This is a genomic window from Micromonospora sp. NPDC023869, from assembly GCF_055559695.1.
The window spans coordinates 1,144,998-1,158,357 of sequence record NZ_JBVHKD010000001.1; the positions used below are offsets into that span (position 1 = coordinate 1,144,998).

At 71.5% G+C, this 13,360-nt stretch carries 23 protein-coding genes and 1 tRNA gene; 4 read left to right on the forward strand and 20 right to left on the reverse strand.

The annotated features are described in order from the left end of the window. Window positions 1-14: 14 nt before the first annotated feature. A tRNA-Ser gene (locus ACZ31C_RS04975) sits at window positions 15-101 on the forward strand. A gap of 85 nt (window positions 102-186) precedes the next feature. On the opposite strand, the gene ACZ31C_RS04980 is transcribed toward ACZ31C_RS04975, so the two are convergent. The 4 genes from ACZ31C_RS04980 to ACZ31C_RS04995 all read right to left on the reverse strand — a co-directional run bounded on the left by ACZ31C_RS04980 (window position 187) and on the right by ACZ31C_RS04995 (window position 2,686). Beyond that, complete coding sequence (locus ACZ31C_RS04980; protein WP_465794206.1) at window positions 187-618, reverse strand: hypothetical protein; 432 nt, start codon at window positions 616-618, stop codon at window positions 187-189. 130 nt (window positions 619-748) lie between these two features. Beyond that, window positions 749-1,768 (reverse strand): hypothetical protein, encoded by a 1,020-nt coding sequence (locus ACZ31C_RS04985; RefSeq protein ID WP_465794207.1) that lies wholly within the window; start codon window positions 1,766-1,768, stop codon window positions 749-751. A 212-nt stretch (window positions 1,769-1,980) separates the two neighbouring features. After that, window positions 1,981-2,388 carry a GntR family transcriptional regulator gene (locus ACZ31C_RS04990; RefSeq protein WP_465794208.1) on the reverse strand — a complete coding sequence of 136 codons (408 nt, stop codon included), beginning with the start codon at window positions 2,386-2,388 and terminating at the stop codon, window positions 1,981-1,983. 55 nt (window positions 2,389-2,443) lie between these two features. Next, window positions 2,444-2,686, reverse strand: coding sequence for a winged helix-turn-helix domain-containing protein (locus tag ACZ31C_RS04995; RefSeq protein ID WP_465794209.1), 243 nt, complete (start codon window positions 2,684-2,686; stop codon window positions 2,444-2,446). A 206-nt stretch (window positions 2,687-2,892) separates the two neighbouring features. Here ACZ31C_RS04995 and ACZ31C_RS05000 point away from each other — a divergent pair, with 206 nt between their 5' ends. Further along, complete coding sequence (locus ACZ31C_RS05000) at window positions 2,893-3,057, forward strand: hypothetical protein (RefSeq protein ID WP_465794210.1); 165 nt, start codon at window positions 2,893-2,895, stop codon at window positions 3,055-3,057. 228 nt (window positions 3,058-3,285) lie between these two features. Here ACZ31C_RS05000 and ACZ31C_RS05005 read toward each other — a convergent pair whose 3' ends face one another. From ACZ31C_RS05005 to ACZ31C_RS05050, 10 genes are all read right to left on the reverse strand, one after another. After that, entirely contained in the window at window positions 3,286-3,522 is a 237-nt protein-coding gene (locus ACZ31C_RS05005; protein ID WP_465794211.1) for a hypothetical protein, read from the reverse strand. A 144-nt stretch (window positions 3,523-3,666) separates the two neighbouring features. After that, complete coding sequence (locus ACZ31C_RS05010; protein ID WP_465794212.1) at window positions 3,667-5,679, reverse strand: cell division protein FtsK; 2,013 nt, start codon at window positions 5,677-5,679, stop codon at window positions 3,667-3,669. A 3-nt stretch (window positions 5,680-5,682) separates the two neighbouring features. Beyond that, complete coding sequence (locus tag ACZ31C_RS05015; RefSeq protein ID WP_465794213.1) at window positions 5,683-7,122, reverse strand: hypothetical protein; 1,440 nt, start codon at window positions 7,120-7,122, stop codon at window positions 5,683-5,685. Further along, window positions 7,119-7,433, reverse strand: a complete 315-nt coding sequence (locus ACZ31C_RS05020) for a hypothetical protein (protein ID WP_465794214.1) — start codon at window positions 7,431-7,433, stop codon at window positions 7,119-7,121. The genes ACZ31C_RS05015 and ACZ31C_RS05020 overlap by 4 nt, the downstream gene beginning before the upstream one ends. Beyond that, window positions 7,433-7,672 (reverse strand): hypothetical protein, encoded by a 240-nt coding sequence (locus tag ACZ31C_RS05025; RefSeq protein ID WP_465794215.1) that lies wholly within the window; start codon window positions 7,670-7,672, stop codon window positions 7,433-7,435. Before ACZ31C_RS05025 ends, ACZ31C_RS05020 begins: the two co-directional genes overlap by 1 nt. Beyond that, window positions 7,669-7,839 carry a hypothetical protein gene (locus ACZ31C_RS05030; protein ID WP_465794216.1) on the reverse strand — a complete coding sequence of 57 codons (171 nt, stop codon included), beginning with the start codon at window positions 7,837-7,839 and terminating at the stop codon, window positions 7,669-7,671. Before ACZ31C_RS05030 ends, ACZ31C_RS05025 begins: the two co-directional genes overlap by 4 nt. Continuing rightward, window positions 7,836-8,093, reverse strand: a complete 258-nt coding sequence (locus ACZ31C_RS05035) for a hypothetical protein (protein WP_465794217.1) — start codon at window positions 8,091-8,093, stop codon at window positions 7,836-7,838. The genes ACZ31C_RS05030 and ACZ31C_RS05035 overlap by 4 nt, the downstream gene beginning before the upstream one ends. Beyond that, window positions 8,090-8,251, reverse strand: coding sequence for a hypothetical protein (locus ACZ31C_RS05040; protein WP_465794218.1), 162 nt, complete (start codon window positions 8,249-8,251; stop codon window positions 8,090-8,092). The genes ACZ31C_RS05035 and ACZ31C_RS05040 overlap by 4 nt, the downstream gene beginning before the upstream one ends. Window positions 8,252-8,329: 78 nt before the next feature. Next, window positions 8,330-8,458 (reverse strand): hypothetical protein, encoded by a 129-nt coding sequence (locus ACZ31C_RS05045; protein ID WP_465794219.1) that lies wholly within the window; start codon window positions 8,456-8,458, stop codon window positions 8,330-8,332. Between the two features lie 89 nt (window positions 8,459-8,547). Beyond that, the gene (locus tag ACZ31C_RS05050; protein WP_465794220.1) at window positions 8,548-8,757 is read right to left on the reverse strand and encodes a hypothetical protein; all 210 of its coding nucleotides are present in this window, start codon (window positions 8,755-8,757) and stop codon (window positions 8,548-8,550) included. Window positions 8,758-8,888: 131 nt separating this feature from the next. On the opposite strand from ACZ31C_RS05050, the gene ACZ31C_RS05055 reads away from it, so the two are divergent. Continuing rightward, window positions 8,889-9,155 carry a hypothetical protein gene (locus tag ACZ31C_RS05055; protein ID WP_465794221.1) on the forward strand — a complete coding sequence of 89 codons (267 nt, stop codon included), beginning with the start codon at window positions 8,889-8,891 and terminating at the stop codon, window positions 9,153-9,155. A 149-nt stretch (window positions 9,156-9,304) separates the two neighbouring features. Next, window positions 9,305-9,553: a hypothetical protein gene (locus ACZ31C_RS05060; RefSeq protein WP_465794222.1), complete on the forward strand. Its 249-nt coding sequence runs from the start codon at window positions 9,305-9,307 to the stop codon at window positions 9,551-9,553. A 189-nt stretch (window positions 9,554-9,742) separates the two neighbouring features. Here the strand turns inward: ACZ31C_RS05060 and ACZ31C_RS05065 are convergent, their stop codons facing one another. The 6 genes from ACZ31C_RS05065 to ACZ31C_RS05090 all read right to left on the reverse strand — a co-directional run bounded on the left by ACZ31C_RS05065 (window position 9,743) and on the right by ACZ31C_RS05090 (window position 13,359). Beyond that, window positions 9,743-10,120, reverse strand: coding sequence for a hypothetical protein (locus tag ACZ31C_RS05065; protein ID WP_465794223.1), 378 nt, complete (start codon window positions 10,118-10,120; stop codon window positions 9,743-9,745). 229 nt (window positions 10,121-10,349) lie between these two features. After that, window positions 10,350-10,730 (reverse strand): hypothetical protein, encoded by a 381-nt coding sequence (locus tag ACZ31C_RS05070; RefSeq protein WP_465794224.1) that lies wholly within the window; start codon window positions 10,728-10,730, stop codon window positions 10,350-10,352. Continuing rightward, window positions 10,703-11,134, reverse strand: a complete 432-nt coding sequence (locus tag ACZ31C_RS05075) for a hypothetical protein (protein ID WP_465794225.1) — start codon at window positions 11,132-11,134, stop codon at window positions 10,703-10,705. Before ACZ31C_RS05075 ends, ACZ31C_RS05070 begins: the two co-directional genes overlap by 28 nt. Next, window positions 11,131-12,069 (reverse strand): hypothetical protein, encoded by a 939-nt coding sequence (locus ACZ31C_RS05080; protein WP_465794226.1) that lies wholly within the window; start codon window positions 12,067-12,069, stop codon window positions 11,131-11,133. The genes ACZ31C_RS05075 and ACZ31C_RS05080 overlap by 4 nt, the downstream gene beginning before the upstream one ends. 15 nt (window positions 12,070-12,084) lie before the next feature. Then, entirely contained in the window at window positions 12,085-12,651 is a 567-nt protein-coding gene (locus ACZ31C_RS05085) for a hypothetical protein (protein WP_465794227.1), read from the reverse strand. A 12-nt stretch (window positions 12,652-12,663) separates the two neighbouring features. Then, window positions 12,664-13,359: a hypothetical protein gene (locus tag ACZ31C_RS05090; RefSeq protein WP_465794228.1), complete on the reverse strand. Its 696-nt coding sequence runs from the start codon at window positions 13,357-13,359 to the stop codon at window positions 12,664-12,666. Window position 13,360: the final 1 nt, after the last annotated feature.

Consider the following 13,360-nt stretch of genomic DNA (forward strand, 5'->3'; position numbering starts at 1 on the left):
CGTGCGTGGCACCGGGAGGGTTCGCCTAGTGGCCGATGGCGCTGGTCTTGAAAACCGGTAAGGCAGCGATGTCTTCGTGGGTTCGAATCCCACACCCTCCGCTCCTGTTGATCTCCCTAGGAGCAGCTCAGCCCCGGTTCTCAGGCCGGGGCTGATCGCCGCTGGGGGGACTGGTGGGGGGAGTCGCTACGAAGCACCCCCGTTGATGGAGTGCAGTCGAGTGAGCGGGACCGTGTCCTGGTCGATGAGCCGCTGCTCTTCTTGCCCCTTGAGCAGCTTGCGCAGCAGGACCGTGTTGACCTCGCCCTGCGCGTCGGTGGACCGGATCGCGTCGAGCAGTTCGGTGTGCTGGCGCTGCTCAGCCCGTAGGCGAACATTCTCCGCGAGCAACTCCTGGCACTGCTGCCGCAGGCCCCGCAGAGCGAGGTAGGCGGCGAAGACCGGCCCACCGACGCCGCACAGGCCGGCGAGGATGAACGTGAGGCTGTCGAACGGCTCTTGGATCACGAACGTCGTGTATTTGCTGACGCCACGGGCGGCGATCGCCGCGATGCCGATGGCGACGACGGCCCCGGCGAGCCCGTAGGTGGCAGGTGTGGGGCGTGCTGCGTGACGCATGGTGATGGTCACTCCGATCAATACGGCTGAACGGGGGAGGGTGATCGGAGAGCGGGGGTCAACCCGGCTCCCGCCGTCCGCGAGGCGTCCGGCTGGCTCACAGATCATTCTGACGCAGAGCGGCGCCCGGTCATGCGGGGCCGGGCTCGGGTGCGTCACCACGTTCGCTGGCTCTGGTGGCGTCCTGTGCCGCCAGGTGGAGGCGCCGCAGTGTGGGCGCGGGTAGCCAGGTGGCTGCGGTGGCGTCGCCTGGAGATTCGAGGCCGCCAGCGGTGGGCAGCATCGTCGACAGGCGTGCGGGCGGAGCCGGGACGGGCCCGTCGGGGCAGGGTGCGCCCGGCCGCCGTACGACGGGGGCGGGTGGCCCGGTGGTGCGGACGTGGCCTTGTCGGTGGGTGGTGCGGTGCGGTGCCGGGTCGCAGGGTGTGACGCGCTGCGGGTGGACGTCGGGTGTCCAGGTGGGGCCTGGTGTCCACGTCGAGGTGAGCGCATCGGCTGCGGGTGCCGGCCATGTCGCGGGTGTCTCGGCGCTGGGCTGGCCGGTGGGTGGTGGCAGCTCGAGGTCCGGCGGCGGCAGCAGCCCGGGGTCGGGCTGGGCCGGCACTGGCTCGGTGGGCTGTTCGCTCGGCGCGGCTGTCGGCGTCGGGGTGGGGTTCGGCAGGGTGATGGGCGGCGGGTCGATGACGACGGGCTCGCTGATCACCGGCGCGGTCGGTGTCGGCACGACGGGCGCCGGGGTGGGCAGGATGTCGGCGACGGGCGGCACCTCGACGGGCGGCAGGTCGAGGACTGGCGCTTCGGTGCGGGCCTCGTCGGCGGGCGGCGCTGGCTCCGGGGTGGGTGTCGGGGCGTCGGGTGTCGGCTCGGGCTCGGGGGCCGGCGTGGTCCGTGCGGTGCGGGGCCGTTCGCCGCGGTGGCGGTCCGGGGTGGTGTCGGCCCGGTCGCGCCGGGGTCGTTCGCCGCGGGGCTTGTCTCGGTCGTCGGCGGTGTCGTCGGGTGCCGGGGTGAGGCGGTCGAGGAGGTCGACGATCGGTTGTGGCCCGTCGTGGGCGTGCGCGGTGGGGGTGTCGATGCCGGTCCAGGCTGCCCAGGTGAGTCCGGCGGCGGCGCAGGTGAGGGCCGCTCGGATGATGGTGCGCTGGACCTGCAAGACGGCCTCCCCATGGCGGTCTCGTGGCGGGTGAAGTGCACATACTTGTCGACGGTTAAGAATTGCGCATCCCGTCAGCTGCAATTTGCACTTGGTGGCAGTCCGAATGGCCCGTCTCGGGGGGCATTGACGGGTCCGACTTTGCGAATGCCGAAAAATGGCGGGGATGGGCGTAACTGTACGCTGACCAGCCCATTGGTCAAGATCGCCCGTCAGGCGGTGGACAAACCGACCCGATCGGCCGGATACACGCCCCTGACCCGGCCGCCTACCGTGACCACCAGGACGTGTGCACCTTCCGGTACGGCCAGGCGGGATCGCTCGTCCGGCGTCGGCGGCCGGGCGGTGATCACCGCGCCGCGCGGTACCGGCACCCGTTCCATCTCCACTGGCTCCCGTACGCGGATGCCGACTCCCCGCTCCACGGTGATCAGTCCCTCGGCCCGCAGTGTCGATACGGCCGCCTGGACCGTCGCCTTCCCCACGCTGTAGTCGTACCCGATCCGGGCCTGCGATGGCAGCAGCCCGCCCGCCGGCCATTCGCCGGCCACGATCCGGGCCCGCAGCGCAGCCGCGAGCTGCCGATGTAGGGGCACTCCGGAGTGCGGGTCGAGGGTCACGGTCCGGACCGTAGGGAGGGCTGGACGGACCACCGGTTCGCCGGTTAACCGGTCATCAGGTGATGTGCTGGTCGTCGCCTGTTCGACGGCGGACGTACATGCCCTTGCCCTGCCAGGTCTCGATCAAGCCCATCTCCTCCAGCAGCCTCAGCGCGGACTTCACGGGCGTGTTGCTGGCCTGGTACTGCTCGCAGAGGGCCGCGATTGTGGGTAGGCGCTCGCCGGGCTTGAGCTGTCCGCTCTCGATCGCGGCCTTGATGTCGCTGATGATCTGGCGGTACACGGGCGTTCTGGGCATGGCGGTACCTCGGTCTCGTTGGCATTTCCGAGCCTGCCAGCAGCGATGACGCACTGTGTGTCCTGGGTTGACTTGGAGTACTTGGAGTCCTACTTTCGGGTGCACCGCGTCTCGTTGGCACGACCGCGGCTTGGGGCCAGCGCGGGGCGGTCCCCCGTTCCGGCCCGCGCTGGCCCTCCCCTTTCCTGCTGCTGGGGAGGCACCCGATGGACAACCCGTACCCTCCCGCGAGCCCGGTCCCTGATGGCGATCGTGAGCGTCGCCCGTGGCCGCGTGAGAGCCTCCCTGCTGCCCCGCTGCGTGAGCGTCTGCGCCTGGTCGCCTGCCTGGTCGTGGTCGTGCTGGGTGTGCTGGTGGGGGTGCTGCGGTGAGCCACCTGGACGAGGCGGTCGACGAGGCGTCGCTGGTGGTGGCGGCTCAGCGGAGTGTTCGGGCGCATGCGGCGGGTCGGCGCTGCTATCCGGGGTGTCCGGGTGCCGGGTGTGGTCAGCATGCGTGGGCGCGGACGCTGGTCGACGAGGATGGCCGGCGGAGGGTCTGAGACGACGATGCGCCCCACCGGCCGGTCTGGCTGGTGGGGCGCAGTCGTGTGCGGGGGGTCAGGTGGCGTCGCGGTGTCGGCGTTGGAGCCAGTTCCACACCCGGCGGCCGACCCGCAGCCTCTTACCGGTGCCCTTGCAGCGTCGGCAGGGCCGCCAGTGCTTCCCCGTCGGGGACATCTTCTTGCCGTTGCCCTCGCACTTGAGGCACTTCCCCCACGGGAAGACGGCGCACTCGATGTAGTAGCCCACCGCCAGGAGCACAGCGGCGACGGTCGCGGTCAGCGTGAGGGTCACGAGGTGCCTCCAGGGGTGGTTTTCGGGGTTGCGGCGGGGGTGCCGCGACCCGCGACCAACGACACGTTCTTGCAGGTCAGGGCTGGTCGCGGGGCTGGTCGCACTTCCGCGACCAAGGCCTGCGCCGCGACCATCCTCCGCGACCTACTCGGACTCGATTTCACGGCGCTGCTGGGCCGCGTCGAGGGCGGTCCGGCGGGCGCCCTTGATGTTGTTGCGGCCCACCTTCACGTCCTGGGAGTCGACGCCGTACCGGGCGAGAGACTCCCGGACCATGTCGGCGGTGATCCCGGTGTAGAACTCGGGCGCCAGCTCGGCGAGCCGCTCGGCGAGGACCGCCCACGGTAGGCCCGACTCACCCGGCAGCAGTACGGTGCGGGCGTCAGCGAGCATGTCCCGGGCCTCGACCCGCTCCATCTGCTCACCGACCGGCCGGTGGCCGCGTAGCTGGCCGGCGCGCGCGACGATCGCCGCAGTCACCTCCGGCTTGGGGAAGAACGACCGGACGCTGCCCGGCTTGTCTAGGCCGGTGATGACGCCCCATCCGGCGTCGACGCCCGGCCGGTAGACGGTGCCGGTCAGGCCTTTCTTGTACGCGCCGGTGCCCAGGATCATGTCGTTCTCGACCTGGCCGCCGACGCTGAGGCACCAGCGGACGGTGACGCAGCGGGTGATGTTCGGCGGCAGGCTGTCCTTGTCGGGGATCTGCGTGGCCAGCACGAAGATGATGCCCAGTGCCCGGCCGCGCTTGATGGCCCGCTCGCAGCCCTCGGCGGCGGTCGGTTCGGCGGCGAAGAGTTCGTGAACCTCGTCGAGCACGATCACCACCGGGTGCAGCCCGGAGCCCGGCTTCGCGGCCAACTCGGGGGTGATCTTCCCGTGGGGTGCCTCGCCACGCTTCTTGGCCGCCAGGATCCGCTTGCCGCGGCGTTCGCACTCGGCGAGCGCCCACGCGATGATGTCGCTTCCGGTCTCGAACGCCTGGTCATCGACGCCGACGACGTAGGTGGAGCACAGGTCGGCGATGTCGAGGAAGTCGCCGACGCCCTTGAACTCGGCCACCTTCAGCTCGACGGTGGGGTCGAGCAGCGCGATGGTGGCCAGGGTGCGGGCCCCGTAGCTCTTCCCGGATCCGGGCTGGCCGCCGATGAGGAAGTTCCGCTCGAACAGCACGGTGGAGATGAGGCGCTGTCGGGCGTCGGTGGCGAACGGCTGCGGCTCGAACACGCTGGTGCGGGCGTTGTCGGCGGCGAGCGGCCAGCGCGGCTGGCCCATCTTGCTGGACGGCTGGAAGCCCACCCACAGGTCGACGCGTCCGGGGTGGCCGTCGCCGGGTTCGGGCCACACCTGGTCGACGGGTAGCCGCAGCGATGCGGCGAGGCCGTCGCGCCGTTCCAGCACCTTCGTGGCCACGATGGCGCCGGGCAGGTCGAAGCGGGCCATCCAGCCCGGCCCGTTCTTGTGGATGCCGGGCGGCGGGAACACGATCTGGCCGGGTTCCTTCACCCCGATGCCCAGGTCAACGACGGCGCGGCGGACCATCTCGCCGGTGAGCTTGGTGAACGGGGCCTTGGTGATGACTCGGTCGAGGATCGGCTTGTCGACGGGGCGGCCGACCCGGGCGAGCACTGCGGTGGTGCCGGCGGCGGCGGCCACCTGCACCCACCACGGCGCGAACACGACGACCAGGGCGACCAGCGCGACCAGGGCGATCAGGCAGGCGAGGAGGATCGGCACCCGGCCACGGCGGTGCCGGTCGGCGGTGCTCATGAGCCGCAGGTACGCGTCAACGTCGTCGCGGTTCGCGACGCGCTGTCGCTCGGCCCATTGCTCCATGTCGTACGCCCACCGCCACGCCTGGAAGGCCAGCCGCAGCGCACCCTTGGGCGCGTACCAGGACAGCTTGACCAGGTACTTGGGCGAGTTCCAGGCGTGCCGTCCGGCCAGGTAGAGGGCGTACCGGACCGCCCAGCGTGCGGCGGCTCGGCGTCCGTCGGCGGACCGGAGGGCGGCGGGCACGATGGGCGGCCGCTCGTCGTCGCGGCCGAGGACGTCGGCGAACGTCGCCCTGCGGTCGGGCGGGTCGACGGGCCCGCCGACCTTGTCGGCCTGGATGACGTGCCGCTCGTCGTCGTACTCGGCGGGGAGCGTGGTCATGGCTTACTGCTCCTGGGTGTGGTTGTGGCCGTTGACGGTGGCGGGCTGCTTCCAGTGGCGGCGGACGGTGCGCTCCCCGAAGCCGAGGAGTTTGGCCACCTCCTCCTGGGTCATGGTCGGGTTCTTGGCTCGGGCAGCGGCCACCTTCGCCTCGGTGGTGGCCGGTGGTTTGGCCGCCCCGCCCCCGGCTGTCCGGCGGCCACCGTTGGCCGGTTCGGTGGCCGGTCGGCGCGGCGCGGGGGCGGCCACGACGGTGACGTTGATGGCCGGTCGACGGCGGGCGAGCCGGGACATGGTCCGGCCGGCGGATGGCCGCAGGCGTGGCCGGTCGACCACCGGCGCGTCGGCGGCCACGGTCACTGGGTCGGTGGCCGGGGTGACGACATCGACGAGCGCCGACAGGCTGTCGCCCTGGCCGTCGTCGGGGACGGCGGGCGTCGGCGGGGTGACGCGTGGCGCGTTGAGCCACCACACCACGAACAGCGTGTTCAGCAGCAGCCCGGGGTAGACGGCCATCCAGCGCACCGACTCCGGAGCCACGAACCCGACGAGGGTGAGCACGATGCCGGCGATCAGCGGCCACGTCTTGGGGCGGCGGCGGGGACCGACCGCTGTCTGCGCGGTCCGCCGTGCCGTCCGCTCGGCGTTGTAGCCCTCCCACGCCTTACGCGGATCCCGCTCGTAGTTGTCGATCGACCACCGCTTGGCGAGCACCGCGCGGATCGGGAACGCCCGGCGCCGCTGCGGCGAGAACTCCACGCCGCCCTCGTCGATGAGGTCGGCGTCCTCAGCGAGTAGTTGCAGGTGCTGGGCGCGGCGGGTGTGCAAGCCCCACAGCCACGGGGAGAGCAGCGACAGGAGGGCGAACGCCACGGCGGCGGCGGTGGGTGCACCGCCCTCGGCGGCGAAGTGGGCGTAGTTGATCCCGGCGACCACGGCGGCGATACCCCACGAGGCCCGGCGCAGCGATGCGGCGGTGGCGTGGGCGTTGAGCATGAGCGCGTCGTGGGCGTGCCACTGCACGTAGACGGCGATGGACTCGATGGCGACCGCGAACGCCACGGCGAATGCCAACTTCGACGGCACGTTCCAGGCGCCGGGGGCGACGGACTCGTAGGCGTAGGCGGCCTGGGCGTACGCGGCACCGCCGTTGATGAGCAGCAGCGGCAGGACGGGGCGGGCCTTGGCGGTGAACTCGGCGCGGGCCTTGCGGTTGCGGTCGCGGCGTTCGGCCCGCTCGGTGCGGCGCAAGGCGTCGCGGCGACGCTTCTCCTGCTCGTCGGCGATGGCCTGGCGGCGGTCGAACTCGGCCTGGGCCTCCATCTGGTCGCGGGCGAGCTGAGCGCGAAGCCGTTCGGCTTCGACCTGGGCGCGGGCCTGTTCGCGGGCGGCCTCGGCGCGGGCACGCTCCATCTCGGGGTCGATGGCACGTCGGAAGATCATCGGACGTTGGCCTCCTGCTTCGGCATGAGGTCGGCGAGGGTCGGGGCGGTGCTGGTGTCGGTGATGGCGGGCCGGTCGGGCAGCAGGACGGGCCGCATCGCCCACCTGCGCCGGACCGCCCGGGCGCCGCGTACGGTCAGCCGCCAGCCGCGCGGGATCGCCCACCGTCCGGCGACGATGAGGGCCAGGGCGAGCAGTTGCAGCGCCTGGAGCAGCCACCGGGCGAGGTTGGCGAGCCGCCGCAGCGCGAGGGCGGCCAGGAAGGTGCCGGTGCCGCCCTTGCAGCCGCAGGTGCCGGAGATGGTGCACATCAGGCCGGCACCTCCTGTCGGGCCTCGGCGCGCCACCGGCGGAGGTTGAGGGCGGCCATCGCCCCGTAGGCGAGGGCGGCGACGATGAACCCGTACTGGCTGGTGGCGAGCGCGTACGCCAGCCAGAGGGCCTGGACGGCGAGGCTGACGGCCCAGCCGTGCCAGAGGCGGCGGCCGGTGAGCCACCAGCCGGTGAGGCCGATGAGGGTCAGGGCCCACGACCACCACTGCACGCTCATCGGGCTCCCCCTTCGGCCTTCTCGTGCTGGTCCCGGCAGGCGGCGAGGTGCTCGTCGTGGATCTCCTTGAGCCGGTCCATCCGCTGCCGCTCGGTCAGCTCGCCGCGCTCCCGGCGCTGGTAGGTGTCGCGGATGTCGCGCTGCATGCGCTCGTGGTGGCTACTCATCGGGCCAGCTCCCGCCTGGCCGGTGCGGGTGCGCGACGCTGGGTCGGCACGGTGGCCGGGTCCGACGCGCCGCCGAACTCCTCGACGATCAGGGCGACGACCATGACCCCGGCGATGACCTGCGGGGCGAGCCCGGCCAGCACCATCCACGTCGGCGGAGCGGTGTCGGCGGTGGCGTGGATGGCGAACTCCCACGCGGCGGTGAACGGCAGCGAGCCGAACGTGACAGTGCAGATGCGGCTTCCGAGGCTCACCGGGCACCTCCGGCCTGGACGGTGACGCACATGCCGCCCGCGCCCACCTGGTGGCCGGTGCAGGGCTGGGTCGTGTGGTTGGCGTAGAACGCGAAACCGGCGAGGGCGGCGGCCACCAGAACGGTGCGCTTCACCCAGCGGTCGATCATCATGGACATGGGTCGGACCTCCGTGGGGTCTGGTCTGAGGCCCCCGGCCGGCGGTTGCGTCGCCTGGCCGGGGGCCGTCCTGCTGGTCTACTTGCTGTTCTTGTCGCCCTTGTTGTCCTTGCCGAGCACCCTCTTGAGTTCCTCGCTGCTCAGTCGGTAGGACTTCCTCTCGTAGGCGACCTTGTCCTTGATCTTCTGGACGATCCCCTTGGCCATTCCGTACTCCGTTCTGTCTCGGTGCCAGCCGGTCTGGCCCCTTCCGCGTGCCACCGACACCGGCGCTGTGCCGGTGGCCACGGGAGCGGTCAGATCAGCCCGCGACCACGGCAGACCGCGCAGTCGCCGCCGCAGGACTGGCCGGCGGCGTGCGCGTCGGTGATGGCCTTCGATCGCTGGAACTGCTTGTCGCGGCCCTGCCGCTCCTGCTCGGACTGCTTGAGTGCGTGCGGGAGTGCCTCCGGCGTCACGCCGAGGTCCGCCGCCATCCGTCGGGTCTTGTCGCTGAACAGGCCCACGTGGGGCTCCTCTCTCGTCTGGTGCCAGCCGGTCTGGCTTGGCCGCTGAACCCAAATGTAGTGGGTACCTAGGCAAGCGTCAAGGTACCCACTACACTCGTGTTTGCACAGGGAGCCCTTACGATCACGAGGTGGAGAACCCGTTGGCCGACATCGACGACATCGAACGCATCACCGACCCCGCCGAGCGCGCACGCCAAGCCGGCCAGCGCCTCGCCGCCGTGCCCGCGTGGCAGGAGCGCCTACGCAAGATCCGGCAGTCCGCCGTACTGGAGATGCGCGGCCGGCAGATGAGCTTCGCTGACATCGGCAAGGAGCTGGGGCTGCACCGCAACCGCATCCAGCAGATCGCCGAGGGCCGCGCAGGCGGCGGGAAGGGTGCGAAGCCGGACGCGTGACCTGCATCAACGACGAAGCGCCCCCTGTCCGCCGCGTGGCGGAGGGGGCGCTTCGTCGTTGGCGGAAAGTGGGTGTAGTGGGGGGCTTGTCAAAGTGACTAGGTACCCACTACACTTTAGGTACAGGCAAGCAAGCGAGGGAGACGAAGATGCAGGCCACCACCACCACCGCCCCCCAGACCACCATCGAGCGGATGATCGAGATCGCCAGCCAGCTCACCGAGGGCGAGCGGTGCGGCTACTGCAAGAGCACCCAGGCCGGCCGGCTCATCACCTGCCCCGGCCACATGGTCGACGGTGAGTACGAGATCGACCCGGAGACCGGGCTCGCCTGGTGCTTCAACTGCGACACTGCCGAGGTGAAGGCCCCGAAGATCGGGTGCGCCTGCTGGGGGTGACCCCACCCCGGGTGGGCCGGGGCAACCCGACCCACCCGCCCGGGCGGCACACCAGCCGCCGGAAACCGCTTTCCTCCCCCGCTTGCCTGGACACACAGACTGGCCCCGCCCTCCCACCAGGGAGAGCGGGGCCGTCTGCATGTGGTCGGTCCCGGCCGGTCGCGTACCGCCGGCACCGCGCCGTGGAGTCTACCGACCGGGTGCGACACCGATCCGGTGCTCCGACGCGCCGACACCGGGTCTCGGATCGGCGGCCGGCGTCACCTGCGGGCGCACCCCGAACAGCGCGAACCCGGCCAGCACCGCACCGCCGATCGCGGCCACCGCCTGGTCGGACACGTTGAAGCCGTACTGCGCGAGCAGCACCGCCGTGGCAGCGACCACACCGACGTACAGGGCGGGGGCGACCGGTCGGGTCGTCCAGGCGATGATGGCGGCGGTGACCAGCGCGGTGATGGCGGCGGCCTGCCCAGCGGACAGGCCGGGCAGGTTGAGTGCCGCCAGCACGGTGATGAGGGAGCCGATGGCGCCGATGACCAGCGCGGGCTCGCGGCCGAAAATCTTCACAGGTACCTCCATGGGTACGGTCTGGGTGTGACGAGGTTGCGGCAGGTCCCCGGCGGTGTCGCCGAGGTGCCTGAGGTGTGCCCGGCGCTGCATCGCAGCCCGGACGGACGGCCGCGCACCACCCCCGGGTGGGGGCAGTGCCGGGTGTGTCACGAGATGGGCCGCCAGTGGCGATGCCAGGCCGACGGGTGCCGGTGGGTGGTGCAGCACGGGCACCCGTGGGAGTGGCCTACAGCGGATGCCCGTTGACGCCCGGCGACGTCGGGCGGCCCACCAGCCGTCGCAACGCCGCAAGGTCCGGCTCGGGTCGCCACACCTCGGCGGCCACCGACGTCAGGGTGTCGGTCAGCCGGGCCGCCAGCCCCTGCGCCTGGCGGAGTTGGTCCATGACGCCGTTGAGTTTCGTGCGCAGCTCTTCCACGTCGGCGTCGGCTTGATCGCGGATTCGGTCGGCGCGCTGCCGGGCCGCCTCCTCCGAGGCCTGGAGCTGCTCGGCCCACTTCAGCAGGGAGTCGCGGCGGGATGCCCGGCCGGCGACCCGGTTGGTGATGACGCTGGCCAGCACCGCCGCCAGCCCTGACGCTATGGCTGCCCAGACGGCGGCGTCCACGCTGGCCTCCCCCTCCCGTTGACCGGCTCTGGCCAGCCGGCGATCAGCCACACGCACGCCGCGAACGCCCCCCACACGCACATCGACAGCCACCCGTCGGGCACCTCGCCGATCAGCCATCCGGACAGGTAGAGGCACGCCCACAGCACCTTGATGCCGATGGCGGCGGTGAACGCGACCCGGTCGCAGTCCTGCCATGCCCCGGCGACGCACAGGACGGCGACGGCCAGCCACGGGATGCCCCACGCCCACAGCGGGATCGGGGAGTGCAGCCAGGCGTAGAAGTCCTGCGCTGGTGGCGGCACGGTGGCCAGGCGCAGCGCGTAGGCGACGTCGAGGCCGGCGAAGACGAGCAGCGCGGTGCCGCGTCGGCCGGGTCGGCCGCGCAGCCGCGCTCCGGTCACGACGTCGGCGCTACGGTCAGCCGCTCGCCGATGAGTCGGACGACCTCGTCGGCGTCGAGCTCCCCGGATCGCCCCTGCCGCACCAGCTCGGCGAGGGCGGCACGGTCGACCGACGCCGCCTCGTCCCGGGCCGCCTCGGCGGCCGCGTGCTCGTCGATACGGCGCAGGATCGCCGCCGTGTCCAGGCCCTCGATGGCATCGAGCGTGGCCCGCCCGGTGAGGTAGATGCCGTTCAAGACGCCGAGGGTGGACATCCCCTGCGGGATGCCGCCACCGACGTACTGCCACGGCCGGGCCCGCTCCTGAAGCGACACCGCGTCGCTCCGGATCGCCCCGAGGTAGAGCTTCGTGAAAGTCGCCTGGTCCATCGCGTCCGTCTCCTTGCTTGGGCTGGTCGGGGCCTTGATGAGCCCGATGGTGGTCAGATAGCGGCGGAACAGCGGCGTCTGGTCACGCCCCGCCTTGATCGAATCGCGGAAGAAGCTGAAGTGGGTGTGCCACAGGTGGGAACGGTCGCCGGTGCTGCGCCGCTTGAGCCGGTCCCAGCGGAGTACGACCTTGCCGTCCGGCGACCAGATGATCTCGCGGATGTCGCGGGAGTCCGCCGTGTTCGCGACGCACTGGGCGACGCACCACGCGGAGAAGTGCGGCAGGTCGTACACCTTGCCGCCGGAGGCCACCCGGAACATGCCGACGTCCAGCGCGGACGCGTCCAGGGTCAGACCGTTGCGGTCCCGGGGCGACTCGATCACCGAGTAGTCGTTCGTGACGATCCGGTCGGATCCGGTGTGGTAGCCGCCGCGGTGGTTGGCGTCGCCGACGATGCCGACCTCGTTGGGCTCCAGGTCGGCATCGCGGGCGCGGCCGGGGTCGACGTCGAGATGGTCGAGCAGTAGCCGGCGGACGGCCATCAGGTTCGCGGGTGCGCGCGTCATGGTCGCTCCTTGAGGTCAGGTGACGGCTACGCCGAGGTCGGCGTACGCGGTCGCGGTGCCGATGTCCTCGATCAGCAGGTAGCGCGGCGAGCTGGCGGCCGCGAAAACGTTGACGGTGCCGGAGCCTCCGGCCACCGTCAGCGCGACGTCCGTCGTCAGGTCGGTGCCCGCCGTGCGGAGCAGGATCAGCGATCCGTTGGCCATCGCCGAGGTGCCCTGACTGGTGCCCTCGCAGCGCACCCGCCCGTACTCACCCCAGTCCGCCCCGGACGCGTTGGTCTTGCGGATCCGGAAATGGGCCTGGGCGGCGGCCGTGCCGTACACCGCGCCCCTCATGCTCGCCCGGTACGCCCGGCCGGCCCGAAAGGTGAAGCTGGCGACCGTCAGGGAGACCGCCTCGGCCGTGACACCGGTCTGCGCCGTGGCTGAGAACGCTTTCCCGATCGGCCGGGGCACCATGGCGGCGTCGATGCGGGCGAGCTCTGTCTCGACGTCCAGGGCGAGGTTCTCGCCGAGGTCCGGGCCGTCCGGCGAGTCGTCCAGTGTCTGGTAGCGGAGCTCGTAGATCGGTGTGGTGCCCATGACTCTCCTTGATCACAGTCCTTGCGCGACGAGGACGCGGTTGTAGAAGGACACCGACCGGGCGAAGGACGACCGGTACTTGGCGGTGACGGTGTGCATGCCGGCGTTGAGGCCGGTGAGCAGGAACGTGCCGCCGACGGTGCCGACGCGGCCGAACACGACCGACCCGCTCACGCCGCCGATGTCGAATGCTTGGTGGGTGCCGACCGCCACGGTGGACGCGCCCGCCACGTCGAAACTCATCTCACCGCCGTCGGTGCCGCCCGACGCCGAGTTGTAGTTGATCGTGGCGGAGATCGTGACGAGCAGTTTCCCGGACAGGCCGACGCGTACCGCTGCAGTCGGCCCGACGGTGGCCAGGTCGGTGTAGGTGCCGGAGGTGGTGGCCTGCGAGGTGGGGATGACGTGGGTGACGAGTCGGCTCGCGACCATCTGCAGCGCGCTGGCGGCGTCCGGGGTGCCCGGGATCGTCACCCGGCCGAGGATGAACCACGACGGGCCGTAGGTGATGACGGCGACCACCGCGCCCTCGCCGAGCAGCAACGCCTCGCTGGTGTTGAGGATCGGCAGGTTCTGCACGAGGGTCCCGCCGACCAGCACCAGGTTCTCAGCGGTGTCCGGGTTCCAGCTTTGGATCACGCCCTGCCGGAAACCCAGCCCAGTCTGTGGGGGTGGCACGAGCAGCGGCACCAGGTCGTCGCCGCGCATG

Excerpts from the sequence above, each read along its gene's own strand:
- ACZ31C_RS04980 (WP_465794206.1), bottom strand. The coding sequence starts at position 618 with ATGCGTCACGCAGCACGCCCCACACCTGCCACCTACGGGCTCGCCGGG.
- ACZ31C_RS04995 (WP_465794209.1), bottom strand. The coding sequence starts at position 2,686 with ATGCCCAGAACGCCCGTGTACCGCCAGATCATCAGCGACATCAAGGCC.
- ACZ31C_RS05000 (WP_465794210.1), top strand. The coding sequence starts at position 2,893 with ATGGACAACCCGTACCCTCCCGCGAGCCCGGTCCCTGATGGCGATCGT.
- ACZ31C_RS05010 (WP_465794212.1), bottom strand. The coding sequence starts at position 5,679 with ATGACCACGCTCCCCGCCGAGTACGACGACGAGCGGCACGTCATCCAG.
- ACZ31C_RS05015 (WP_465794213.1), bottom strand. The coding sequence starts at position 7,122 with ATGATCTTCCGACGTGCCATCGACCCCGAGATGGAGCGTGCCCGCGCC.
- ACZ31C_RS05020 (WP_465794214.1), bottom strand. The coding sequence starts at position 7,433 with ATGTGCACCATCTCCGGCACCTGCGGCTGCAAGGGCGGCACCGGCACC.
- ACZ31C_RS05025 (WP_465794215.1), bottom strand. The coding sequence starts at position 7,672 with ATGAGCGTGCAGTGGTGGTCGTGGGCCCTGACCCTCATCGGCCTCACC.
- ACZ31C_RS05030 (WP_465794216.1), bottom strand. The coding sequence starts at position 7,839 with ATGAGTAGCCACCACGAGCGCATGCAGCGCGACATCCGCGACACCTAC.
- ACZ31C_RS05040 (WP_465794218.1), bottom strand. The coding sequence starts at position 8,251 with ATGTCCATGATGATCGACCGCTGGGTGAAGCGCACCGTTCTGGTGGCC.
- ACZ31C_RS05045 (WP_465794219.1), bottom strand. The coding sequence starts at position 8,458 with ATGGCCAAGGGGATCGTCCAGAAGATCAAGGACAAGGTCGCCTACGAG.
- ACZ31C_RS05060 (WP_465794222.1), top strand. The coding sequence starts at position 9,305 with ATGCAGGCCACCACCACCACCGCCCCCCAGACCACCATCGAGCGGATG.
- ACZ31C_RS05080 (WP_465794226.1), bottom strand. The coding sequence starts at position 12,069 with ATGACGCGCGCACCCGCGAACCTGATGGCCGTCCGCCGGCTACTGCTC.
- ACZ31C_RS05085 (WP_465794227.1), bottom strand. The coding sequence starts at position 12,651 with ATGGGCACCACACCGATCTACGAGCTCCGCTACCAGACACTGGACGAC.
- ACZ31C_RS05090 (WP_465794228.1), bottom strand. The coding sequence starts at position 13,359 with ATGCGCGGCGACGACCTGGTGCCGCTGCTCGTGCCACCCCCACAGACT.